Annotated in this window: 19 protein-coding genes and 1 pseudogene; 16 read left to right on the top strand and 4 right to left on the bottom strand. The window is 70.8% G+C overall.

The features are described from left to right. Positions 1–177, top strand: a pseudogene (locus CCN42_RS43645) (dCTP deaminase); the annotation flags it as partial. Between the two features lie 5 nt (positions 178–182). Further along, complete coding sequence (locus CCN42_RS02680; protein ID WP_086167500.1) at positions 183–680, top strand: phosphoribosyltransferase; 498 nt, start codon at positions 183–185, stop codon at positions 678–680. Between the two features lie 127 nt (positions 681–807). Here CCN42_RS02680 and CCN42_RS02685 read toward each other — a convergent pair whose 3' ends face one another. Next, a complete protein-coding gene (locus tag CCN42_RS02685; protein WP_086732886.1) occupies positions 808–1,848 on the bottom strand; it encodes a Yip1 family protein in 1,041 nt (346 codons plus the stop codon). A gap of 107 nt (positions 1,849–1,955) precedes the next feature. Next, entirely contained in the window at positions 1,956–3,236 is a 1,281-nt protein-coding gene (locus CCN42_RS02690; RefSeq protein ID WP_086732887.1) for an FG-GAP repeat domain-containing protein, read from the bottom strand. A gap of 196 nt (positions 3,237–3,432) precedes the next feature. On the opposite strand from CCN42_RS02690, the gene CCN42_RS02695 reads away from it, so the two are divergent. The 8 genes from CCN42_RS02695 to CCN42_RS42415 all read left to right on the top strand — a co-directional run bounded on the left by CCN42_RS02695 (position 3,433) and on the right by CCN42_RS42415 (position 9,302). After that, a complete protein-coding gene (locus tag CCN42_RS02695; RefSeq protein ID WP_086732888.1) occupies positions 3,433–3,963 on the top strand; it encodes a hypothetical protein in 531 nt (176 codons plus the stop codon). 115 nt (positions 3,964–4,078) lie between these two features. After that, positions 4,079–4,408, top strand: a complete 330-nt coding sequence (locus CCN42_RS02700; protein ID WP_086732889.1) for an antibiotic biosynthesis monooxygenase family protein — start codon at positions 4,079–4,081, stop codon at positions 4,406–4,408. Between the two features lie 327 nt (positions 4,409–4,735). Next, positions 4,736–5,116, top strand: a complete 381-nt coding sequence (locus CCN42_RS02705) for a hypothetical protein (RefSeq protein WP_086732890.1) — start codon at positions 4,736–4,738, stop codon at positions 5,114–5,116. 118 nt (positions 5,117–5,234) lie between these two features. Beyond that, positions 5,235–6,548, top strand: a complete 1,314-nt coding sequence (locus tag CCN42_RS02710) for a WXG100 family type VII secretion target (protein ID WP_086732891.1) — start codon at positions 5,235–5,237, stop codon at positions 6,546–6,548. 59 nt (positions 6,549–6,607) lie between these two features. Then, entirely contained in the window at positions 6,608–7,117 is a 510-nt protein-coding gene (locus CCN42_RS02715) for a hypothetical protein (RefSeq protein ID WP_086732892.1), read from the top strand. A 190-nt stretch (positions 7,118–7,307) separates the two neighbouring features. Continuing rightward, positions 7,308–7,823, top strand: a complete 516-nt coding sequence (locus tag CCN42_RS02720) for a hypothetical protein (protein WP_086732893.1) — start codon at positions 7,308–7,310, stop codon at positions 7,821–7,823. Positions 7,824–7,885: 62 nt separating this feature from the next. Further along, positions 7,886–8,239, top strand: coding sequence for a DUF4333 domain-containing protein (locus CCN42_RS02725; RefSeq protein ID WP_086732894.1), 354 nt, complete (start codon positions 7,886–7,888; stop codon positions 8,237–8,239). A 169-nt stretch (positions 8,240–8,408) separates the two neighbouring features. Then, positions 8,409–9,302: a hypothetical protein gene (locus CCN42_RS42415; RefSeq protein ID WP_158102054.1), complete on the top strand. Its 894-nt coding sequence runs from the start codon at positions 8,409–8,411 to the stop codon at positions 9,300–9,302. A 74-nt stretch (positions 9,303–9,376) separates the two neighbouring features. Here the strand turns inward: CCN42_RS42415 and CCN42_RS02735 are convergent, their stop codons facing one another. Continuing rightward, a complete protein-coding gene (locus tag CCN42_RS02735) occupies positions 9,377–11,659 on the bottom strand; it encodes a (Fe-S)-binding protein (protein ID WP_086732896.1) in 2,283 nt (760 codons plus the stop codon). A 365-nt stretch (positions 11,660–12,024) separates the two neighbouring features. On the opposite strand from CCN42_RS02735, the gene dnaK reads away from it, so the two are divergent. The 4 genes from dnaK to CCN42_RS02755 are packed head-to-tail and all read left to right on the top strand — an operon-like array spanning position 12,025 to position 16,240. Then, positions 12,025–13,875, top strand: a complete 1,851-nt coding sequence (gene dnaK, locus CCN42_RS02740; protein ID WP_086167451.1) for a molecular chaperone DnaK — start codon at positions 12,025–12,027, stop codon at positions 13,873–13,875. Beyond that, a complete protein-coding gene (gene grpE / locus CCN42_RS02745; RefSeq protein ID WP_086732897.1) occupies positions 13,872–14,552 on the top strand; it encodes a nucleotide exchange factor GrpE in 681 nt (226 codons plus the stop codon). The genes dnaK and grpE overlap by 4 nt, the downstream gene beginning before the upstream one ends. A 36-nt stretch (positions 14,553–14,588) precedes the next feature. Further along, the gene (gene dnaJ, locus CCN42_RS02750; RefSeq protein ID WP_086732898.1) at positions 14,589–15,761 is read left to right on the top strand and encodes a molecular chaperone DnaJ; all 1,173 of its coding nucleotides are present in this window, start codon (positions 14,589–14,591) and stop codon (positions 15,759–15,761) included. A gap of 5 nt (positions 15,762–15,766) precedes the next feature. Then, positions 15,767–16,240, top strand: a complete 474-nt coding sequence (locus CCN42_RS02755; RefSeq protein ID WP_086167454.1) for a heat shock protein transcriptional repressor HspR — start codon at positions 15,767–15,769, stop codon at positions 16,238–16,240. An 82-nt stretch (positions 16,241–16,322) separates the two neighbouring features. Here CCN42_RS02755 and CCN42_RS02760 read toward each other — a convergent pair whose 3' ends face one another. Further along, positions 16,323–18,737, bottom strand: a complete 2,415-nt coding sequence (locus CCN42_RS02760; protein ID WP_086732899.1) for a fibronectin type III domain-containing protein — start codon at positions 18,735–18,737, stop codon at positions 16,323–16,325. 232 nt (positions 18,738–18,969) lie between these two features. Between CCN42_RS02760 and CCN42_RS02765 the strand changes: the two genes are divergently transcribed. Together CCN42_RS02765 and CCN42_RS02770 are read left to right on the top strand one after the other, a co-directional pair. After that, complete coding sequence (locus tag CCN42_RS02765) at positions 18,970–20,079, top strand: sugar ABC transporter substrate-binding protein (RefSeq protein ID WP_086732900.1); 1,110 nt, start codon at positions 18,970–18,972, stop codon at positions 20,077–20,079. 343 nt (positions 20,080–20,422) lie between these two features. Beyond that, the gene (locus CCN42_RS02770) at positions 20,423–21,460 is read left to right on the top strand and encodes a helix-turn-helix transcriptional regulator (RefSeq protein ID WP_086732901.1); all 1,038 of its coding nucleotides are present in this window, start codon (positions 20,423–20,425) and stop codon (positions 21,458–21,460) included. Positions 21,461–21,687 lie beyond the last annotated feature (227 nt).

A 21,687-nucleotide genomic window follows, 5' to 3' on the forward strand; every position in this document is an offset into this window, starting at 1 on the left:
GCCACCCTGCCGATCAAGCTGTGGCCCGGCATGAAGATCGGCCAGCTGTGCATGTTCCGGCTCAGCTCGCCGGCGGAGCACCCGTACGGCAGCGAGCGGTACGGCTCCAGGTACCAGGGGCAGCGCGGCCCGACCGCGTCCCGCTCCTTCCTCAACTTCCACAGGACGCAGGTGTGAGCAGCGTGAGCGACGTACGGGAGAACCTGACCTACGAGCGGTTCGGCACGGCCATCCGCGAGCTCGCTCAGACCATCGCCGACGACGGGTACGAGCCGGACATCGTGCTGAGCATCGCCCGCGGTGGTGTCTTCGTCGCGGGCGGGCTCGCCTACGCGCTGGACTGCAAGAACCTGCATCTGGTCAACGTCGAGTTCTACACCGGTGTCGGTACGACGCTCGAGATGCCGGTCATGCTCGCGCCCGTGCCCAACGCGATCGACTTCACCGACAAGAAGGTGCTGATCGCCGACGACGTCGCCGACACCGGCAAGACGCTGAAGCTGGTGCACGACTTCTGCCTGGAGCACGTCGCCGAGGTGCGCTCCGCGGTGATCTACGAGAAGTCGCACTCGCTGGTGAAGTGCGAGTACGTGTGGAAGCGCACCGACGAGTGGATCAACTTCCCGTGGTCCGTCGAGCCGCCCGTGGTGAAGCGGGCCGGGCAGGTTCTCGACGCCTGAGCCGTACGTACGGTGCCGGGCGCCGGCCGATGCCGGCGCCTCTTCGTGGGTGCGTGAGAAGGGCCCCCGGCGCAGCGCCGGGGGCCCTCTTCCGTGTCCGTCCGCCGGACGTCAGCGGTTGCGGACGTCAGAACGTGCCCAGCTTCACGATCGACAGCAGGGCGATCAGCTGGATCGCCGACGCGCCCAGTGCCTTCGGCCAGGGCAGGTCGTGGGACCGGGAGACCATCAGGGTGAGCAGGGCGCCGCACGCGACCCAGGTGGCCCAGCCGAGGATCTGGACGAAGGGGGCGTCGCCGCCGAGGAACATCGCGACGACCAGACGGGGCGCGTCCGTGATGGACATGATCAGCATGGAGAGGCCGACCGTCGGCTGCCAGGCGCCGTCGCCGCCGAGCTGGCGGGCCAGGGTGTGGGTGACCACGCCCAGGATGAAGGCGCTCAGCACCAGGGCGACCGCGGTGGTCAGGACGATCGGTACGGCGTTGGAGAGGGTGGCGTTGATCGCGTCCTCGCGGGCGCCGTCGAAGCCGAAGACGGCGAGCAGGCCGTAGAGGAACGTGACGATGAGGGCGGGGACCCACATCGTGTAGTCCCGCATCTGGAGGAAGGTCCGGTTGGGGGCGAGGACGATGCCCCGCAGCAGGTCCTTCCAGTGCAGGCGCGGGCCGATCGGCGCGGCCGGGGCCACGGCGCCCGCCTGGTAGGTCCCGCCCCGCTGGTACGGGTCGTCGCCGATGGAGAAGGCCTGCGTGTGGCCGGGGTTGTTGGCCGCGTACGGGTCCGGCGTGCCGGGGTGGTGCGGGTAGGAGGAGCCGTCGTCGCCGAAGTACTCCGGCTCACCGCCGCCGTGACCGCCGTGGCCTCCAGGGCCGCCGTAGCCGCCGTGGCCACCACCCGAAGGGGGCCACGGGCCGCCGCCGCTCCCGCCGTAGCCCTGCTGCCCCGGGTACGGGTGCGGCTGCGGCGCGGGGGGATGGCCGTACGACGGGCCTTGCGGCGCCTGCTGTCCGTACGGGGGGTGTTGCGGTCGCGTATGCGGGGCGCGGTCGTTCCGGCCGCCGCGTCCGATCCTGAATCCAGCCACGTCATCGAACGTACCTGGTCCCGGAGAGTGACGTGCGGGGGCCGGGGCTCCGGACCCGGCTTTGCGGCCGGACTGTGACATCCCTTACGGAGCCGGACCCGCGTCCCCTAAGGGACACCCCGAGGGGCGGCCGGGGACGTCCCCCAGGACAGTCCGCAGGGTGACCACGATCACCGGAAGCCGGCCGCCTACGACGACAGGAACTGCGACGTCGAGAACGTCACCGCCGGCTCGCGGGCGAGCAGCCCCGCCTCGGCCCCCGGGTACACGGCCACCGTGTCCCGCGTCTCGCCCCGGTAGGTCCGCACGGCGAGATCGTCCCGCCCGTCCCCGTCGAAGTCGCCGGCCGCGAGGACCCGGGTGGTGCCGTCGGCGGGCGGCGTGACGGTCACCGGGCCGGCCGCCGACAGGCCTTCCGCACGGCCGTGGAAGATCCGAAGTGACGAGCCGCCGCTGACGAGTTCGCTCAGGCCGTCGCCGTCGAAGTCGGCGGTGTCGAGCAGGGTGCCGGGAGTGGGGAGGGTGGCGCGGGTGGGGACCGGGAGGTCGTAGCGCAGGGCCGTCCCGTCCGGCGCACCCACCGCCGCGTCCAGCGCCTCGCCCATGCCGAAGCGGCCGAGCGCGACATCGACGCCGGAGGGCAGCGCGACACCGGTGCGGGCCGGGCCGTCCGGGCCGCCGAGCACCACCGCCGCGGGGCCCTCGCTCTCCGTCGCACGGACCACCAGGTCGTCGGCGCCGTCCCGGTCGAGGTCGACGGCCGGGCCGACCGGGACGTTTCCGGGTGCGGCGAGCGGGGCGTCCGCGCTCTTCGCGACACCCTTCCGGGTGAAGGGGCCGCGCAGATAGCTGAGGTGCTGCTCGGACGCGTGCACGACCAGGTCCTGCGCGCCGTCGCCGTCGAAGTCGCCGCACACCGGCCGGTCCGGCCAGTCCTCGCCGAACCGGGCGCGGGCCGGGATCACCAGTTTCACGGCGCGGGCGGTCAGGCCGTCCGGGGAGCCGAAGAGCAGCTGGAGCGGGACCGGCGGCTGACCCTGTCCGTCGTACGGCGGATCCGTCGTGACGACGAGGTCGGTGAATCCGTCGCCGTCGAGGTCACAGGCCGCCGCGGCGTCGAAGACCGCGGGCAGCCGCCCGGCCGTGCGGGCGCCCTGCCGCACCGGGCTGATCAGTTGCCGGGCGCCGGGCGTGAGTCCGCGCGGTCCGCCGTAGACGATGCCGATGCCCGCGTCGTCGGCGTGACTCTGCTGCTTGACCAGGTCGTTGAGGACGAGGTCGCGGTGGCCGTCGCCGTTGAAGTCGTCGGGGACGTCGCTGCCCCTGCCGCGCGGGACGGGGAGAAGGGGGGCCTCGGCCGCCGTGCGCGCGGGCGTTTCGTCGGCGCCGTCCGGCTGCGCCGGGGCGGGCCCGCAGGCGGTGAGGAGCAGGACGCCGGTCGCCAGAGCCCCGGCAGCACGCACGCGCATCGCTTCACCTCGTACGTCTCTTCGACAACGACTGAGTAATGATGCACGCGTTCGAGGGGTGGGGGCAGTTCGGATGACGGGCCTGAGTGCCCTTGACCGGAATGCGTGGCTACGCGGGAGCAGGGCGCGGATCCACCGGGGGATACGGTGCGAAAGTGCCCCTGCGCGCCCCGTGAGCCGCTCTAGTCTTGCCGCCATGGACGACGACGACCGGCGCGTACTCGACCTGCTCCATGCCCTGGACCGTCTCCCCGGGCCCGAACACCTCGAATTCCCGGACGGGTTCGACCTCAACCGGGCCCGGATGCGCGCCATTCAGCTCCGGAAACGGCTGAACGACGAGTTCGGCGACGGGAGACACGAGACCCCCTGCCGCCTGGACGACAGGATCCAGGACGCGTCCTACTACTTCGGCGTGCGCATCCCGCCCCGCGCCACGGAGGCCGACGAGTGGATCTGCCTCCGCCTCAGCAACTACGGCGACCTCGTGGTCATCACCACTCCCCGCCCGGAGAGCCACCCGGACCTGGACGCGGCGGTCGCGGCGGGCGCCCTGTCCGTACGGGACCGCGAGCGGGTGGAGACGGTGCTGTCCGAGATGGAGTACCAGCTCGTGCCGCTGCCGCTGCTCCAGCGCGAGTACGACGGGGTGACGTGGCTCGCGGAGGCCGAGACCGGCGACGGGTCGCCGGTGACGTGGTGGACGAGGTTCTTCGAGTACCTGTAGGGCAGCCGGCTGCCCCACAGGGCGGCCGGCCCCGTGGGGTGGTCTCGCCGCGCCCGCCCTGGGCCCGGCCCACAGGTGCGCGGGAGAGCCCGGTGGCGTCCGGCAGGATGGACCCATGAGCGTAGTGAAGATCAACGTGCTGACCGTTCCCGCCGAGCAGCGGGAGGTCCTGGAGCAGCGGTTCGCGTCCCGCGCGCACGCGGTCGAGTCCTCCGACGGTTTCGAGTGGTTCGAACTCCTCCGCCCCGTCGAGGGCACCGACACCTACCTGGTCTACACGCGGTGGCGGGACGAGGAGTCCTTCCGGGCGTGGATGGAGGGCCCCATGAAGTCGGCGCACCAGGGCGGCGGTGAGGCGGCCGGCGAGCGCCCGAAGCCGGCCGCCTCCGGGTCGACGCTGTGGTCCTTCGAGGTGGTGCAGCAGGCGGGGCCGAAGGGGGAGTAGTCAGGCCTACGGCCGGGGGTGCGCATACCGCTCATCCCTCGGCCGTGCCCTCCCGGGCACATCGCCGTGACCGGCCGTGTGTCCCGGCCCGCCTCGAGGCGAGGGACCGTCGAGTGCGTCGGCGGTCGTCGCCGGGGCGCGGGATCTGAGGAGGCGCTGTGAAGTCCGGTACCCCTGTGGCACCGCTGGAACGCGCTTTGTTGTACGAATGGTTGGCGAAGAGCTGAGCACGCGCCGTCCCGTACGCCCACGCACGGGACGGCCGCGATCCGGACAGGCTTGCGATCGAGACCTACGGGGGCCAACGTGACGGAACCGTCCGTCGGGATGCGACTGAACCAACTGCCGGCCGACCCCGGCGGTTCCGTGGGGCCGATGCCCGGAGGCGGGCCCGATGTGGCCTCGTCCCCGGCCGACAAGAAGAAGGCCGCGAAGGCCATCGAGGAAGACATCGAGCCCGGCACCCGCAAGGCCGGTGACTTCGCGGACACGGAGACCGGCGACGCCGTCAAGGCGTTCCGTGACGGATGGCTCACCTCGGGCGCCCTGAAGAAGGCGCACGAAACGTGGGGTGAGCAGGTGAAGAACCTGATGAACCGGCTCGCTTCGGAGAAGGCGGCACTGCGCAGCGCCACCACCGTGCTGCAGGGCGCCGATCTCCAGGCCGGGGCGAACGCCCAAAGCGTTTCGGTGATCGACGGTTACTGAACGCCTCACGAACCCGCTTCGAGGTGCCGGCCTGCCGCACCAGGCCGGGCCGCTTCAGCCTCCCCCCCAGTTCTGCCACCGCCACTGCCACCGCCACCGCCACGACAACGGGGACTCCATGCCGACCTATGACGAGATCATGGCAACCGACCTGTCCGCCCTCACCACGGCTGCCGCCCGCTGGGACGGGATGGCGAAGGCGCTCCACACGCAGCAGACCGCGTACGAGCGGGACGTGCACGGCATCTCCATGGGGCAGAGCTGGACGGGGCTGAGTGCGGACGCCGCGAACAAGCGCTTCGACATCACCCTCCAGGAGTTCAAGAACGCCCAGGTCGAGGCCAAGGCGGTCGCCTCGCTGCTGCGCGACGCGCACACCCGGTTCGCGGGGCTGCGCAAGCAACTGGAGACGGCCCGCAAGGACGCCGTCGAGGCCGGCATGGCGGTCTCGGAGAAGGGCGTGGTCTCGTACGACACCGCGCAGCTGACCGACGGCGAGCGCACCGCCCTGCACCACGATCCCGACTACCAGCAGTCCGTGCGCAAGGCCGTTGCTTCCTGGCAGGCGCGGATAGACCAGCTGGTCAAGGACATGAGCGAAGCCGATGCCGGTGTCGAGACCGCATTCAAGGCGGTGGTGCTCGACACGAACCTCGGTGACGGCACGCTCACCGGCTTCAACGGCCAGGCGCACGGTGACATCGAGAAGTACGAGGCCGCGGCGGCGGCACAGGCCAAGAAGGAGGCGCAGGAGAAGAAGGAGGGGTGGGTCGCCGAGGGGGAGACCTCCACCTCCGGCCCCGGAACGGGTACGTCCGCCTCGGGGCCCGACGCCAAGACCGGCAAGCTGGGCGAGGCCGAGGCGCATGCCGACCTCGGCCGGGCGACCGCGGAGGGCTCTCTCACCAACGGACCCGTGAAGCTCGCCGGGGAGGCGGAGGCCTACGCGGGCGCCAAGGCCTCCGCCGCCGCCGTCGCCAACAACGAGGGGCTCAACGGCGAGGCGACCGGCTTCGCGGGCGCCGAGGCCACCGCCTCGGGCACCGCCGACGCCGGTCCCGTCGGCGTCTACGCACGGGGCGAGACCATGGTCGGTGCCGAGGCGGGAGCCAACCTGGGTGCGGGTCTGGAGGGCGTGCAGGTGGGCGCGGAGGCGTTCGCGGGCGCCAAGGCGTCGGTCTCCACGGGCGCGGACATCGGCGGCATCGGAGCGGGCGTCACCGCCGAGGGCTGGGCGGGCCCCGGCGCGGAGGCGAGCTTCGGCTACCACAAGGACGCCAACGGCACCTGGCATCTCGGCACCAAGGTGGGCGCGTCCCCGCTTCTCGGCGGCGGGCTGGGCTTCGAGTTCACCCTCAACCCCGACAAGGTGGGCGACACCGCGAGCGGCGCGGCCGACGCCGTGGGGGACTTCCTGGGAAGTCTGTTCTGACGCGCTTCCCTTTTCCACCGACGCAGACGACGCCGTAGACGAAGCAAGGAGTGCCCACGATGGCGAGCACGCTCCCCGTACCGATCACCTTCCGGCTCCCGGAGGGCTGGCGTGTCGTGTCGCCGGACGAGGCGGGGGCGCCGGGGGCCGCGTTCGTGGCCCTGCACCCGCGTCCGGACGACGGTTTCACCGCCAACATCACCATCGACGGCGAGTACCGCCCGGACGACGCGACGCTGTCCCAGCTGGCCGACGCCTCGGTGGAGGGCCTGCGCCAGGCCTCCGCCTCGGCCCAGGTCACCACGCGCCGCGAGATCGGCGGTGCGGAGGCGCCCGGCCTGACTCAGACCCTCACCGTGTCCACCGTGGCCGGCGGGGTGCCCCGGGACCTCGTGCAGGCACAGGTGTACCTGTCCCTGCTCGACGTCGTCGACCCGCGTCGGCGGGCGGTCGTCCGCTTGGTCCTCACCGCCACCGCCGCTCAGTTCCCCGAAGTCCTGGCGGACTTCCAGGACTTCGTGCGCACGGTGCGTCCTGACACGGAGACGGACACGGACACGACGTCGTGACGACCGGTGCCGCGCGCCGGCGCCCCGCCTGCGCGCGGCGGGTGGGCGCCGGTCACATGCGCGTCGATGACCTGGGCGTCGATGACATGCGCGTCGATGACGAGCGCCGGACCGACCCGGCCGGTCCGGCATCCCCGCCCGCTCCGACCCGCTGTTGAACCCGCCACCCACCCCCTCTTAGGTTGAACCCATGGGCCTCTTCGACAAGCTGACCGGAACCCTGCGCCCCGCCGACGGTGTCCCACCGGCCGCGGCCGAGCAGGTGCGGGCGGCACTCCTCGGCTGCAACCGGGCCGACGTGCCGTACGTCATCCGGAACGGCGCCCCGGACGACTCCGCCGATCTGGTGGCGGAGTGGCGGATGACGGAGCCGGCCTGGGAGAACCTCTTCATCCAGTCGCAGCTGACCCGGGCCGTCCGCATCCGGATGCGGCTCGTCGAAGAGGACCGCGAGGTGCGCGTGGTCGAGGAGCAGCGGGAAGTCACGCGCGTCGGCGACCCGCCGCGGCTCCAGATCTCCTCGCAGTACTCGCGCGGCCAGGACCGGACCGTCTCCCGCCACTGGACGGTGCAGCGCGGGGAAGGCGGCGGGCTGGAAGCGACGGAGACCTTCCGCTTCGACGGTGCCGAGCTGCGCGAGCCCCTGCAGAACGCGGTCCTGACGCACGGCTGGACCTGGCGCAGCGTGGTCTTCGGCAAGCTGTGAGCTTCCGCTGTGGCACTGTCTCGTCCCTCCCGATCACCTCACCTCCCGAAAGGCAAGCACCTATGACCACGGCCCGCCTGCGCGCAGCAGCATGGAGCTTGACGACCCTCACCGCAGGTGCGCTGCTCGTCGGCTGCTCGGTCTCCGCCGGTACCGGTGATGCCGAGCCGAAGCTGTCCTCGGACAAGCTCGCCGACACGGTCGCGCAGAAGCTCGCGGACACCACCGGCCGGCCGAAGCCGGATGTCACCTGCCCCGAGGACCTCACCGGCAAGGTCGGCACCACCACCCGCTGCACGCTCACCGCGGACGACGGCAGCAGCCTGGGCGTGACGGTCACCGTCTCCTCTGTCGACGGGGACCGGATCAACTTCGACATCAAGGCCGACGAGACGGCTTCCCCGGCCGCGAACTGACGCGTGAGCCGGCCCGTCCGTACCGTTCGTCCCTGCTCCCCCTCCCGACTGAATCCGTTGTCCTGACTTTCTGTGGGCACGGAATTCCTCGCCGTTCCGCGCCGGGTGTCGGCGAGTGCTCTCCTCCTGGGACGATCGTCGGCTCAGGGACATCGAAGGGAGTGCGACAGTGTCGGAGGCGTCCTCAACCGCTTTCTCGACCTCGCCGGGAGCCGCCCTGGCGCGGCTCAGGGATCAGCTCCGGCTGCTGCACCGACGCAGCGGTGAGCCGCGGTTCGACATCGTCGCGCAGCGCACGAGCGCCATCGGTCCCGCGACGGTGCGGGACGTGCTGCGCTGCGAAGGCCCGCCGGGCTGGGGCGCGCTGGAACTCGTGGTGCGGGCACTGGGGGGCGATCCGGAGGAGTTCCGGATGCTCTGGAACGCCGTCCGCGACGGGGCCTCGCCGCCGGCCCTGGCCCACCCCGCAGCGTGGGAGGACGAGAAGGAGAGACAGCCTCGCTCCCTGGATCTGAGCATCCCGGAGCTCGACGCGCAGGAGGAGGACCTCCAGGACCGCGCCGCCAGGCGCAGTCGCCGGGAGGGAGAGACGCGGCAGGAGCTGTTGCGCACCCTGGAGGCGCGGGCCGACCTCGCGGACCGTCTGGGTGCCCTGCATGAGCAGTTGGGCCGGGAGCGCGGCCGTAATGACGAGTTGCGCCGGCAGGTGGCCACTCTTGAGGCTGAACGGGCCGCGTACAGCCAGCGCATCGAGGTCCTTCAGGACGAGCTGCGGGCGGCCCGGGAGGAGCGTCTGGTTCTTCTGGAGGAGCTGAACAGCCTCCATGCGCGCCGCGCGGACCTGTACTTCACGTGGGCCCGGGAGGAGGAGAGACAGCGACGTGTCGCGGAGGCCGGGCAGGAGGAGCGGGACCGGGAGGTCCGGGAACTGGAGTCCCGGCTGGGGGCGGCCGAGAGCCTGCTGAGGTCGGTGCTGGCGGCGCAGCCTCCGACCGCCGCGGTGGACGATGAGCCGCCCGCTCCCAAGTCCGACCGCACGCGTTGGTATCGAGCGCGCCGCTGACCCTGGGTGAGATAACGGCGACGCCCTCACGTCCGGGAGGGACATGAGGGCGTCGGTCGTGGTGCTGGGTTCGGTTACTTCACCGGCTCCGGCTCGGGCGTGCTCTCCGTCTCCGGGTCGCCCGCCGGGTCGGACGGGGTCTTGACCGAGTCCAGGAGGAGCTGGGCGACGTCGACGACCTGGATGGACTCCTTGGCCTTGCCGTCGTTCTTCTTGCCGTTGACCGAGTCGGTCAGCATGACGAGGCAGAACGGGCAGGCGGTGGAGACGATGTCGGGGTTCACCGACAGCGCCTCGTCGACGCGCTCGTTGTTGATGCGCTTGCCGATGCGCTCCTCCATCCACATGCGCGCGCCGCCGGCGCCGCAGCAGAAGCCGCGCTCCTTGTGGCGGTGCATCTCCTCGTTGCGGATGCCGGGGACGGCGGCGATGATCTCGCGCGGGGGCGTGTAGATCTTGTTGTGGCGGCCCAGGTAGCAGGGGTCGTGGTAGGTGATGATGCCCTCGACCGGGGTCACCGGGATCAGCTTGCCCTCGTCGACGAGGTGCTGGAGCAGCTGGGTGTGGTGGATGACCTCGTAGTCGCCGCCGAGCTGCGGGTACTCGTTGCCGAGCGTGTTGAGGCAGTGCGGGCAGGTGGCGACGATCTTCTTCGCCGACTTCGGCTTCGCGGACTCGGGGACGACCTTGCCCTCGTCGTCCAGCTCCTCGCCGAACGCCGTGTTGAGGGCCATGACGTTCTCCATGCCCAGCTCCTGGAACAACGGCTCGTTGCCCAGGCGGCGGGCGGAGTCGCCCGTGCACTTCTCGTCGCCGCCCATGATCGCGAACTTGACGCCCGCGATGTGGAGCAGTTCCGCGAAGGCCTTCGTGGTCTTCTTGGCGCGGTCCTCCAGGGCACCGGCGCAGCCGACCCAGTACAGGTACTCGACCTCGGAGAGGTCCTCGATGTCCTTGCCGACGACCGGGACCTCGAAGTCGACCTCCTTGGTCCACTCCAGGCGCTGCTTCTTCGCCAGGCCCCAGGGGTTGCCCTTCTTCTCCAGGTTCTTGAGCATCGTGCCCGCCTCGGACGGGAACGCCGACTCGATCATGACCTGGTAGCGGCGCATGTCGACGATGTGGTCGATGTGCTCGATGTCCACCGGGCACTGCTCGACGCAGGCGCCGCAGGTGGTGCAGGACCACAGGACGTCCGGGTCGATGACGCCGTTCTCCTCGAGCGTGCCGATCAGGGGGCGCTCGGCCTCGGCGAGGGCGGACGCGGGGACGTCCTTCAGCTGCTCCTCGGACGCCTTCTCCTCGCCCTCCATCGTCTTGCCGCCGCCCGCGAGCAGGTACGGCGCCTTGGCGTGGGCGTGGTCCCGCAGGGACATGATCAGGAGCTTCGGGGAGAGCGGCTTGCCCGTGTTCCACGCCGGGCACTGCGACTGGCAGCGGCCGCACTCGGTGCAGGTGGAGAAGTCGAGCAAGCCCTTCCAGGAGAACTGCTCGACCTGGGAGACGCCGAAGACGTCGTCGTCGCCCGGGTCCTCGAAGTTGATCGGCTTGCCGCCGGAGGTCATCGGCTGGAGGCCGCCGAGCGCCGTGGAGCCGTCCGCGTTGCGCTTGAACCAGATGTTCGGGAAGGCCAGGAAGCGGTGCCAGGCCACGCCCATGTTCGTGTTGAGCGAGACCGTGATCATCCAGATCATGGTCGTGCTCAGCTTGATCATGGCGAAGAGGTAGACCAGGGTCTGGAGGGTGGAGACGCTCAGGCCGTCCAGGGCCATGATCACCGGGTACGAGGCGAAGTACGCGGCCTCGTAGTGGTCCACGTGGTGCAGGGCGCCTTCCAGGGCGCGCAGCATGTAGATGGCCAGGCCGATCGTGAGGATGATCCACTCGACGAAGTAGGCCTGGCCCATCTTCGAGCCGGCGAAGCGGGACTTGCGGCCCGGCCGGGACGGCAGGTTCAGCAGGCGGATGACCATCAGCACGGCGATGCCGAGGGTCGTCATCGCGCCGATGAACTCGATGTACATCTCGTACGGCAGGAAGCCGCCGAGCACCGGAAGGGTCCAGTCGGCCTGGAAGAGCTGGCCGTACGCGGTGATGATCGTCGGCGGCAGCGTCAGGAAGCCGATGGCCACGAACCAGTGGGCGACGCCGACGATTCCCCAGCGGTTCATCCGGGTGTGTCCCAGGAACTCGCGGACCAGGGTCACGCTGCGCTGGTAGGGGTTGTCCGTCCGGGTGCCTGCCGGGACCGGCTGGCCCAGCTTGAAGTACCTGACGAACTGGCCGATCGCGCGTGCGAGCAGCGCCACGCCGACCACGGTCAGGACCAGCGACACGATGATCGCGGCGAGTTGCATTTGGGGGCTCCTCGGGCCTGCGAGGGAGATTACTAAGCGGTAACTTATGCAGTCCGTCTGAGACTACCCGTATCTTCCGCCGCACTGTAGCCGGGCGCGGGGTGATCTGAGTCGCTGAGGGTTGCCTCAGCGGTGCGGGCACACAGGGGCTCGACTGATGACGTTACTCGTATCAAAATGGGGCATACAGCACCAGGTCAATGTTTCGCACTCCCGGTGGCGGCGATGCCGGCCGGTCGAGCCGGAGCTGGTTGCGTATAAGCGGTGGATAAGAGTTGAGCCGACTTGACTCAGGTCTGTTGACCCAGCGGTGAGCGTCAGGCACACTTGAGCCTGTTCCACTCAAGTCGCTGGAGGAATCAACCATGGCACGTGCGGTCGGCATCGACCTGGGCACGACTAACTCCGTCGTCAGCGTTCTGGAGGGCGGCGAGCCCACCGTCATCACCAACGCCGAGGGTGCCAGGACCACGCCGTCCGTCGTCGCCTTCGCCAAGAACGGCGAGGTGCTGGTCGGCGAGGTGGCCAAGCGCCAGGCGGTCACCAACGTCGACAGGACCATCCGGTCGGTCAAGCGCCACATGGGCACCGACTGGAAGATCGAGCTGGACGGCAAGCCCTTCAACCCGCAGCAGATCAGCGCCTTCGTGCTGCAGAAGCTGAAGCGTGACGCCGAGGCCTACCTGGGCGAGAAGGTGACCGACGCGGTCATCACCGTCCCGGCGTACTTCAACGACGCCGAGCGTCAGGCCACCAAGGAGGCCGGTGAGATCGCCGGTCTGAACGTGCTGCGCATCGTCAACGAGCCGACGGCCGCCGCCCTGGCGTACGGCCTCGACAAGGACGACCAGACCATCCTCGTCTTCGACCTCGGTGGCGGTACGTTCGACGTCTCGCTGCTGGAGATCGGCGACGGCGTCGTCGAGGTCAAGGCCACCAACGGTGACAACCACCTCGGTGGTGACGACTGGGACCAGCGCGTCGTCGACTACCTGGTCAAGCAGTTCCAGTCCGGCCACGGCGTGGACCTGTCCAAGGACAAGATGGCCCTCCAGCGCCTCCGCGAGGCCGCCGAGAAGGCCAAGATCGAGCTGTCCTCGTCCACCGAGACCTCGATCAACCTGCCGTACATCACGGCCTCCGCCGAGGGCCCCCTGCACCTCGACGAGAAGCTGACCCGCGCCCAGTTCCAGCAGCTGACCGCGGACCTGCTGGAGCGCTGCAAGACGCCGTTCCACAACGTCATCAAGGACGCCGGCATCTCGATCAACGAGATCGACCACGTCGTCCTCGTCGGCGGCTCCACCCGTATGCCCGCCGTCGCCGAGCTCGTCAAGGAGCTGACCGGCGGCAAGGAGGCCAACAAGGGTGTGAACCCGGACGAGGTCGTCGCCATCGGCGCCTCGCTCCAGGCCGGTGTCCTCAAGGGCGAGGTCAAGGACGTCCTGCTGCTCGACGTCACCCCGCTGTCCCTCGGCATCGAGACCAAGGGCGGCATCATGACCAAGCTGATCGAGCGGAACACCACGATCCCGACCAAGCGGTCCGAGATCTTCACCACCGCCGAGGACAACCAGCCGTCCGTGCAGATCCAGGTCTACCAGGGCGAGCGCGAGATCGCGGCGTACAACAAGAAGCTCGGCATGTTCGAGCTGACCGGTCTGCCCCCGGCGCCGCGCGGCGTCCCGCAGATCGAGGTCTCCTTCGACATCGACGCCAACGGCATCATGCACGTCACGGCGAAGGACCTCGGCACCGGCAAGGAGCAGAAGATGACCGTCACCGGCGGCTCCTCGCTCCCGAAGGACGAGGTCGACCGCATGCGCGAGGAGGCCGAGCGCTACGCGGAGGAGGACCACAAGCGCCGCGAGGCCGCCGAGACCCGCAACCAGGGCGAGCAGCTGGTCTACCAGACGGAGAAGTTCCTCAAGGACAACGAGGACAAGGTCCCCGGCGAGATCAAGACCGAGGTCGAGGAAGCCGTCGCCGAGCTGAAGGAGAAGCTCAAGGGCGAGGACACCGCCGAGATCCGCACCGCCACCGAGAAGGTCGCGGCCGTCTCGCAGAAGCTGGGCCAGGCGATGTACGCCGACGCCCAGGGCGCGCAGGCCGCCGGCGGCGCCTCCGCCGACGCCGGTGCCGGCGAGGCCAAGGCCGACGACGACGTCGTGGACGCCGAGATCGTGGACGACGAGCGCAAGGACGGTGCCGCGTGACGGAGGAGACCCCGGGTTTCGAGGAGAAGCCCGACGTCCCCTCCGGCGCCACCCCTGACGACGCCGAGCCGAAGGCCGCCTCCCCCTCCGCGGAGGAGGGGGCGGCCCCGGCCGGGGACGCGAACGAGACAGCGGGTCTGGTGGCCCAGCTGGACCAGGTGCGCACGGCGCTGGGCGAGCGGACGGCGGACCTCCAGCGGCTCCAGGCCGAGTACCAGAACTACCGCCGCCGGGTCGAGCGCGACCGCATCGCGGTCAAGGAGATCGCCATCGCGAACCTCCTGACCGAGCTGCTGCCCGTCCTCGACGACATCGGGCGCGCGCGCGAGCACGGCGAACTCGTCGGCGGCTTCAAGTCGGTGGCCGAGTCGCTGGAGACCGTCGCGGCCAAGCTGGGCCTCCAGCAGTTCGGCAAGGAGGGCGAGCCCTTCGACCCGACGATCCACGAGGCCCTGATGCACAGTTACGCTCCGGACGTCACGGAGACGACCTGCGTCGCGATCCTCCAGCCGGGGTATCGCATCGGTGAGCGCACCATCCGCCCCGCGCGGGTCGCCGTCGCCGAGCCCCAGCCGGGCGCGCAGACGGTCAAGTCCGAGGATTCGGAGAACGCCGCGGGCGCCGCGAGTGCGGAGAAGGCCGACGACAAGGAGAACGGTGGCCCGGAGGAGGGCTGACGTTATAACGCACGCAGGAGAGGAGGGACGTCGAGGATGAGCACCAAGGACTTCATCGAGAAGGACTACTACAAGGTCCTCGGCGTCCCCAAGGACGCCACCGAGGCCGAGATCAAGAAGGCGTACCGGAAGCTCGCCCGCGAGTTCCACCCGGACGCCAACAAGGGCAACGTCAAGGCCGAGGAACGCTTCAAGGAGATCTCCGAGGCGAACGACGTCCTCGGTGACCCGAAGAAGCGCAAGGAGTACGACGAGGCACGCGCGCTCTTCGGCAACGGCGGCTTCCGGCCCGGCCCCGGCGCCGGCGGCGGCACGTTCAACTTCGACCTGGGCGACCTCTTCGGCGGCGCCCAGGGCGGGGCGGGCGGCGGCTTCGGCGGCGGGCTCGGTGACGTCTTCGGGGGCCTGTTCAACCGGGGCGGTACCGGCACCACGCGCACCCAGCCCCGCCGTGGCCAGGACATCGAGTCCGAGGTCACCCTGAGCTTCACCGAGGCGATCGAGGGCGCCACCGTCCCGCTGCGGATGTCCTCCCAGGCGCCGTGCAAGGCCTGCTCCGGCACCGGCGACAAGAACGGCACACCGCGCGTGTGCCCGACCTGCGTCGGCACCGGCCAGGTGGCGCGCGGCTCCGGCGGCGGCTTCTCGCTCACCGACCCCTGCCCGGACTGCAAGGGCCGCGGCCTGATCGCCGAGCAGCCCTGCGACATCTGCAAGGGCAGCGGCCGGGCCAAGTCGTCCCGGACCATGCAGGTGCGCATCCCGGCGGGCGTCTCCGACGGGCAGCGCATCCGGCTGCGCGGCAAGGGCGCGCCGGGCGAGCGCGGCGGGCCGGCGGGCGACCTGTATGTGGTCGTCCACGTCAAGGAGCACCCCGTCTTCGGCCGCAAGGGTGACAACCTCACCGTCACCGTCCCCGTGACCTTCGCGGAGGCGGCCCTCGGCGGCGAGGTGCGGGTGCCCACCCTGGGCGGCCCTGCCGTCACCCTGAAGCTGCCGCCGGGCACGCCCAACGGGCGCACCATGCGGGCGCGCGGCAAGGGCGCGGTCCGCAAGGACGGCACCCGCGGCGACCTGCTGGTCACCGTGGAGGTGAGTGTTCCGGCGGACCTGCCGGGGAAGGCTCGTGACGCACTCGAGGCGTATCGCGAGGCGACCGCGGGCGAGGACCCGCGGGCGGAGCTGTTCGAGGCCGCGAAGGGAGCATGAGTCAGATGGATGGCCGTCGTCCCCGCCAGCGCGGGGGTTTTTCCCCGTACGAACTGACCGACGAGACCCCGGTCTACGTCATCTCGGTGGCGGCCCAGCTGTCCGGCCTGCACCCGCAGACGCTGCGCCAGTACGACCGCCTGGGTCTGGTCTCCCCGGACCGCACCGCCGGCCGGGGCCGCCGCTACTCGGCCCGTGACATCGAACTGCTCCGCCAGGTGCAGCAGTTGTCGCAGGACGAGGGCATCAACCTGGCCGGCATCAAGCGCATCATCGAACTGGAGAACCAGGTCGCGGCGCTGCAGTCCCGGGTGGCGGAGCTGCAGGCGGCGCTCGACGGGGCGGCGGCGGCCATGCGTCAGCGCGAGGCCGCGGTGCACGCGTCCTACCGGCGCGACCTGGTGCCGTACCAGGAGGTGCAGCAGACCAGCGCGCTGGTGGTGTGGCGGCCGAAGCGGCAGCAGCAGTCGTCCGACTGACCGTGACACACGAAAGGGGCCCGGAGGTTCAGCCGAACCTCCGGGCCCCTTCGATGTGTCTGCGTGCCAGTGTGTCAGCAGGTCACAGCCAGGGCTCCCAGATGCCGTACGCGCGCTCCCACATGACCTTCTCGTTGCCCGTGGGGTCGCTGTACACGGCCCGGTAGTAGTACAGCCCGAGGTGGTCATCGTGGACGGTCTCGTCCATGAAGGACCGGGGCGCGTCCACGGTGCCCGTGGCGAGCGTGGTCCACGAGGCCGTGGCCGGGTCCCACCGCTCCAGGCGGTAGTCGGTCCAGTCGTCGCACGGCGGGTCGCCGAGGACCTGGCCGCAGCGCACGGACAGCTCGGGGTACTGGTCCGTGCCGATCCAGGTGCCGGTCCAGCCCACGGGGCGGGTGTCGGGCAGGGTGACCCTCACCTCCGCCGGGTGGAAGGTGTCCGGGCCCTCGTCCAGGTAGACCCGGTCGCTGGCGGCCACCCGGTAGACGTGCTCACGCCCGTCCGGCAGGGTCGGGCAGAGGATCTCGGTCTCGCCCAGCGAGTCGCCCGTCACGCAGTTCCTGTTCCACACCGTCCCGCCCGTCTCCGGGTCGGTGGTGCCCTGCCAGACGTAGTACTCGATGACGTCGTCGTCGGCCGGCGGGTTCCAGGTGAGCCGGACACCCATCGGGACGACCTCGGCCGTCAGGTCGGTGACCGGGGCGGGCCGCACGGTGTCGCCCATGGCCGCGGTGACGGGCGCGCTCGCCGCCGAGCGGTGCCCGTGCCGGTCGACGGCCACGATCCGGTACTCGTACGTCGTCTCGGAGGCGCCCGAGCCCTCCACGCAGGTGGCGTACACCACCGGGTGGGGCCAGGTGACGTAGGCCGGGTCGAGGTCGTCGCGGGCGGGGGTGGTGTGCGTCGACGGCGGCTGCGGGGCTCCCGTGCCGTTCACCGGCGAGCACTGCTCGACGGTCGTGCTCTCGCCGGTCGCCGGATCCGTCCGCACGATCTCGTACGTGGGCAGGTGGGCGTCGCTCACCGCCCAGGGGTCGGTGCTGCGCCAGGACAGCAGGACCGCGTCGCCAGAGCGGCCCGCGGTGAGCTGGTACGGAGCGATGGCCTCGGGACGCTCCGCCATCCTCAGCGTGATCCCGGCGGGCGCGGAGGCGTTGCCCACGGCGTCGAACGCGCGCACCGCGTACCGGTATTCGTCGGCGAGCGCGGTCCGCTGCTGCGGCACCACGTCGTTCCGCGTGGTGGCGGCGGTGTCGCCGAAGGCGTCGAGCCAGCCGCCGGTCGCGAGGTCGTGCTGGAGCACCTCGTAGCGGACGGCGTCCGGAGCGGTGTCCCACAACAGGTGCGGAACGCCGGAGCGGTACTCGACGCGGGCGTTCGCCGGGATGGCCGGCGGCACCCCGTCGGTGACCTTCACCGTGGTGGCGGCGGAGTACACCGACCAGTTCCCGGCCGCGTCCCGGGCCCGGCCCCGGTAGGTGGCCTGGGTGCCGTCGGCGGCCCGGCCGCGGTCGCAGAACGCTCCCTTGGCACCCGTGTAGACGGTGCTCCAGGCCTTGGTCGCCGGATCCTGGCGCTGTGCCTGGTACTCGGCGATGTCGGCCTGGTTCGCGGCGGTGGTGACCAGCTCGGGACCGGCGACCGTGACATCGTCCGCGCAGACGTCGATCTCCACGAACGGGGCGGCGGGCGGCGTCCTGTCGACCGTGGTGACGAGCTGGTCGGCACTGCCGCCGGAGACGTTGCCGGCCTTGTCGACGGCGCGGACCTCGTAGTAGTAGGCGGCGCCGGTCTTGGGCAGGGTGGCGTCGGTCCAGGAGGCCGCCGTCGTCGTGGCGAGCGGGGTGGCGCCGTACGACGACCCCTTCAGCCGCCGGTAGACCCGGTAGTTCGCGAGGTCCATCTCCTTGTTGCGGGACCAGGTGAGCTTGGCCTTGCCGGTGGCGGTGTCGTATGCGACGGCGGTGCCGGTCGGGGTGAGGGGCCTGACCTTGTCGACGGTGGCGGACGTGCGGGGCGCGTAGGTGAACTTGACGTTCGCGGTGCCGGTCCAGTTGACGAAGTCGACGCGGAGGGTGTGCCTGCCGGACGGGATCGTCACGTTGACCGTCTTCCTGGCGGTCGTCGAGACGTTCTTCCACAGGTCGACCTTGCGGACGCCGTCGAGGTAGACGCGGATGCCGTCCTGGGCGGCGGCGGAGAAGGCGAAGGGGCCGCCGGAGCCGAAGTCGCGCGTCAGGCTCCAGCGGACGCCGAAGTTGTTCGACGGGACGCCGGAGACGGGTGCGCCGTTGCCCCAGTTCTGGTCGATGGCGCTGTCGCAGTCCGTCTTCTTCGGAGTTCCGGAGAACGTCGTGTTCGCGAAGAACTCCCGCTTGAACGCGGGGGACGTGCAACTGGTGGCCGCGGTGGCGGTGGTCGCGGCCGTGGTGAGCACGCCGCCCGCCGTGGCGAGTACCAGGGCGGTGGCCGTGGTGCGTCTGGCTGGGTTCATTCGGTCCTCTGGTCGGGATCGGGCCGCCTGCGGGGCGGCCCTCGTGATCACGACGCGTGTCGGCCGGATTTGGTTGTACGAGGTGAAGCGGAATGTGGTGTTGTCATCTCGTTAGGTGGTTTCCCTTGACGCTGAGGCCCGCCGCCGCGTTGGCTTTTCAGTCACATGGGTCGCAAGGGTGCACCCGAGTCCGGAAGCCACCCCCCGGAAGACAGCAGAAGTGAGCTCCTCCATGCGTCGTCGTATCGCCATATCCGTGGCCGTGTGTTCGTTGGCCTTGTCGCTTGCCGGCTGCGGCATGCTGGGGGCGACGAGCGACGGCGGTGACGCGGCCCCGACCAAGGGCAACGACGTCACGGTGGGGCTGCTGCTGCCGGAGAAGGCGAACACCCGGTACGAGAAGTTCGACTACCCCATCATCCGGGACAAGGTCGCCTCGCTCACGGAGGACCGCGGCAAGGTCGAGTACGCCAACGCCGAGCAGAACGCCGCCAAGCAGGCGCAGCAGATGCAGCAGATGATCGACGCCCGGGTGGACGTCATCCTGCTGGACGCGGTGGACGCGCACGCCATCGCCGCGAGCGTGCAGAAGGCGAAGGACGCGGGCATCCCGGTCATCGCGTACGACCGGCTCGCCGAGGGTCCGATCGACGCGTACATCTCCTTCGACAACGAGCTGGTCGGCGAGGTGCAGGGCCGTACCCTGCTGGAGGCCATGGGGCCGGACGTCGACACGTCCGACAAGATCGTCATGGTGAACGGCTCGCCCACCGATCCGAATGCCAAGCAGTTCAAGCAGGGCGCGCTGTCCGAGCTGAACGGCCGGGTCACGATCGCCTCGTCCTTCGACACCAAGGACTGGAAGCCGGAGAACGCCCAGGCCAACATGGCCGAGGCGATCAAGGTGATCGGCGCGGGCAACATCGCCGGTGTCTACTCCGCCAACGACGGCATGGCGGGCGGTGTCATCAAGGCGCTGGAGGCCGCCGGGGTGACGAAGCTGCCGCCCGTCACCGGCCAGGACGCGGAACTGGCGGCCGTGCAGCGGATCGTCGGCGGCGAGCAGTACATGAGCGTCTACAAGTCCTACCCGGCCGAGGCGGAGGCCGCCGCCGAGATGGCCGTCGCCAAGGTGCAGGGCAAGGACATCCAGTTCGACGCCCTCACCCGGGACCGGGTCGACAGCCCCACGAACAAGGGCATTCCGGCGCAGCTGGTGTCCGTGGTCGCGCTGACCCGGCAGAACATCAAGCAGACGGTCGTCTCCGACGGCATCTACAAGATCTCCGAGATCTGCACCGCGGAGTACGCGGATGCCTGCGCGGAGCTGGGGCTGAAGTAGCCGCACGGGCGGTGCCGGTCAGGCCGCCCGTGTCAAGGGGAGTTCTCGCCGTCATCGGGGTGAACTCCCCTTCTTCCTGCCCGGATCGGGTCCGAACCGGGTCCGAAGGGGGCGCAAGCGGGTCCGGAGCGGGCCTGAGCGAGGTGCTTTCCGGAGGGATCACCGGGGGTGGGCAACGAGCGGTTGCCATCCGTTGTCGGAATGTGACGGACCGGCGTGGGTGCGAACCCCCGCATACCGGTGGTTTCCGGCGGTCACAGGGGCCTGAGGCGTGTTGCGGAGCAGGTGCGCTCCGCGCATAGTTGCGCTGCGGACGAAGCGGAAACCGGGGGTGGGATGGGCGATGGCCGGGCACGGGACGGACGAGCATCCACACGGTGCTGACCGACTGTGCGAGGCCGGGGATCGGGTGTATTCCCGGGCCGTACGGCGCGGACGCGTGCCCCGCCGCGACGCCGAGGCGGTGCCCTGCCTGCTGGAGCTGGCGCTGCTGCATCCCGATCCCGACGACATGGACTGGCTGGTGCCGACCTCCCCGCAGGAGGTCATGACCCGGCTGCTGCGCGGGGTGTACGACGAGATCAGCGCCAGCCAGCGGCGGATGGGCTCCGCGGTGGCCGCCTTCGAGTGGTACGCGGGCCTGGGCGGCCCCGCCACGGCCTCCGCGTCCCGCGGTGAGGGCACGGCGGCGATCCGGGTCCTGGACGGCCCGGCGCGCATCCAGGCGGCGCTGGACGAGGCGACCGCGGCCTGCACCACCGAGGTGCTGACCGTGCAGCCGGGCGGCATCCGGCGCGAGCACGAGCTGTCCGAGGGCCTGCACCGGGCGCTGGCGCTGCGCGGCCGGGGCGTACGGATGCGGGACCTGTACAACCACGTCGCCCGGCACGGGCAGGGCCTGCTCAACTATCTGGAGCTGATGGGCGACGCGGTCGAGGCGCGCACCCTCGACGAGGTGATCGACCGGCTGATCCTCTTCGACCGCACGGTCGCCTTCATCCCCGCCAACGCCGACCGCACGATGGCTTTGGAGCTGCGCCACCCCGGCCTGGTCGCGTACCTGGTGACCGTCTTCGAGCGGCTGTGGCGGCTGGCCATCCCGCTCACCGCGGCCCTCCCCGACACCGGGATCGAGGGCATCTCGCACCGCGAGCAGTCGATCGCGGCCCTGCTCGCCGAGGGCCACCAGGACGCGGTGATCGCGGAGCGGCTCGGCATCAGCGTGCGCACCTGCCGGGCCCACATCGCCCGGCTCTCGGAGACACTGGGCGCGGCCAGCCGCACCCAGCTCGGCGTACGGATCGCCCAGGTGGGCCTGGACGGCCCCCCGCGCGACGCGGGGCTCACCGTCCCGGGCCGGGAGTCACCGGGCGTCCGCTGAGGGCGTCTGCGGCGAACGGGGCCGGGTCCGGGCCGCCGGTGCCCGGCGAGGCCTGGCGGGCGTTCGAGGGCGGCCGTGCCGGGGCGGTGGGTGGTCGTTGAGGGCGCCTGGAGGCCCAGGGGCGGCCGTGCCGGGGCGTGGTGGCCGCTGAGGGGATCCCCGGGGCGGCCGAGCGGCGTCGGGGTGGGAGCGGCCGAGTGGCGTCGGGGCTGGGCCGTGTGCGGGCG

Source organism: Streptomyces glaucescens (assembly GCF_002154375.1).
Lineage (GTDB): Bacteria > Actinomycetota > Actinomycetes > Streptomycetales > Streptomycetaceae > Streptomyces > Streptomyces glaucescens.

Bases quoted from the DNA above. Each gene is read 5' to 3' on its own strand.
- CCN42_RS02735 (WP_086732896.1), bottom strand. From the start codon at position 11,659: ATGCAACTCGCCGCGATCATCGTGTCGCTGGTCCTGACCGTGGTCGGC.
- CCN42_RS02760 (WP_086732899.1), bottom strand. From the start codon at position 18,737: ATGAACCCAGCCAGACGCACCACGGCCACCGCCCTGGTACTCGCCACG.
- CCN42_RS02725 (WP_086732894.1), top strand. From the start codon at position 7,886: ATGACCACGGCCCGCCTGCGCGCAGCAGCATGGAGCTTGACGACCCTC.
- CCN42_RS02690 (WP_086732887.1), bottom strand. From the start codon at position 3,236: ATGCGCGTGCGTGCTGCCGGGGCTCTGGCGACCGGCGTCCTGCTCCTC.
- CCN42_RS02765 (WP_086732900.1), top strand. From the start codon at position 18,970: ATGCGTCGTCGTATCGCCATATCCGTGGCCGTGTGTTCGTTGGCCTTG.
- dnaK (WP_086167451.1), top strand. From the start codon at position 12,025: ATGGCACGTGCGGTCGGCATCGACCTGGGCACGACTAACTCCGTCGTC.
- dnaJ (WP_086732898.1), top strand. From the start codon at position 14,589: ATGAGCACCAAGGACTTCATCGAGAAGGACTACTACAAGGTCCTCGGC.
- CCN42_RS02700 (WP_086732889.1), top strand. From the start codon at position 4,079: ATGAGCGTAGTGAAGATCAACGTGCTGACCGTTCCCGCCGAGCAGCGG.
- CCN42_RS02710 (WP_086732891.1), top strand. From the start codon at position 5,235: ATGCCGACCTATGACGAGATCATGGCAACCGACCTGTCCGCCCTCACC.
- CCN42_RS02715 (WP_086732892.1), top strand. From the start codon at position 6,608: ATGGCGAGCACGCTCCCCGTACCGATCACCTTCCGGCTCCCGGAGGGC.
- CCN42_RS02770 (WP_086732901.1), top strand. From the start codon at position 20,423: ATGGCCGGGCACGGGACGGACGAGCATCCACACGGTGCTGACCGACTG.
- CCN42_RS02685 (WP_086732886.1), bottom strand. From the start codon at position 1,848: ATGTCACAGTCCGGCCGCAAAGCCGGGTCCGGAGCCCCGGCCCCCGCA.
- CCN42_RS02720 (WP_086732893.1), top strand. From the start codon at position 7,308: ATGGGCCTCTTCGACAAGCTGACCGGAACCCTGCGCCCCGCCGACGGT.
- CCN42_RS02705 (WP_086732890.1), top strand. From the start codon at position 4,736: ATGCGACTGAACCAACTGCCGGCCGACCCCGGCGGTTCCGTGGGGCCG.
- CCN42_RS02695 (WP_086732888.1), top strand. From the start codon at position 3,433: ATGGACGACGACGACCGGCGCGTACTCGACCTGCTCCATGCCCTGGAC.
- CCN42_RS02755 (WP_086167454.1), top strand. From the start codon at position 15,767: ATGGATGGCCGTCGTCCCCGCCAGCGCGGGGGTTTTTCCCCGTACGAA.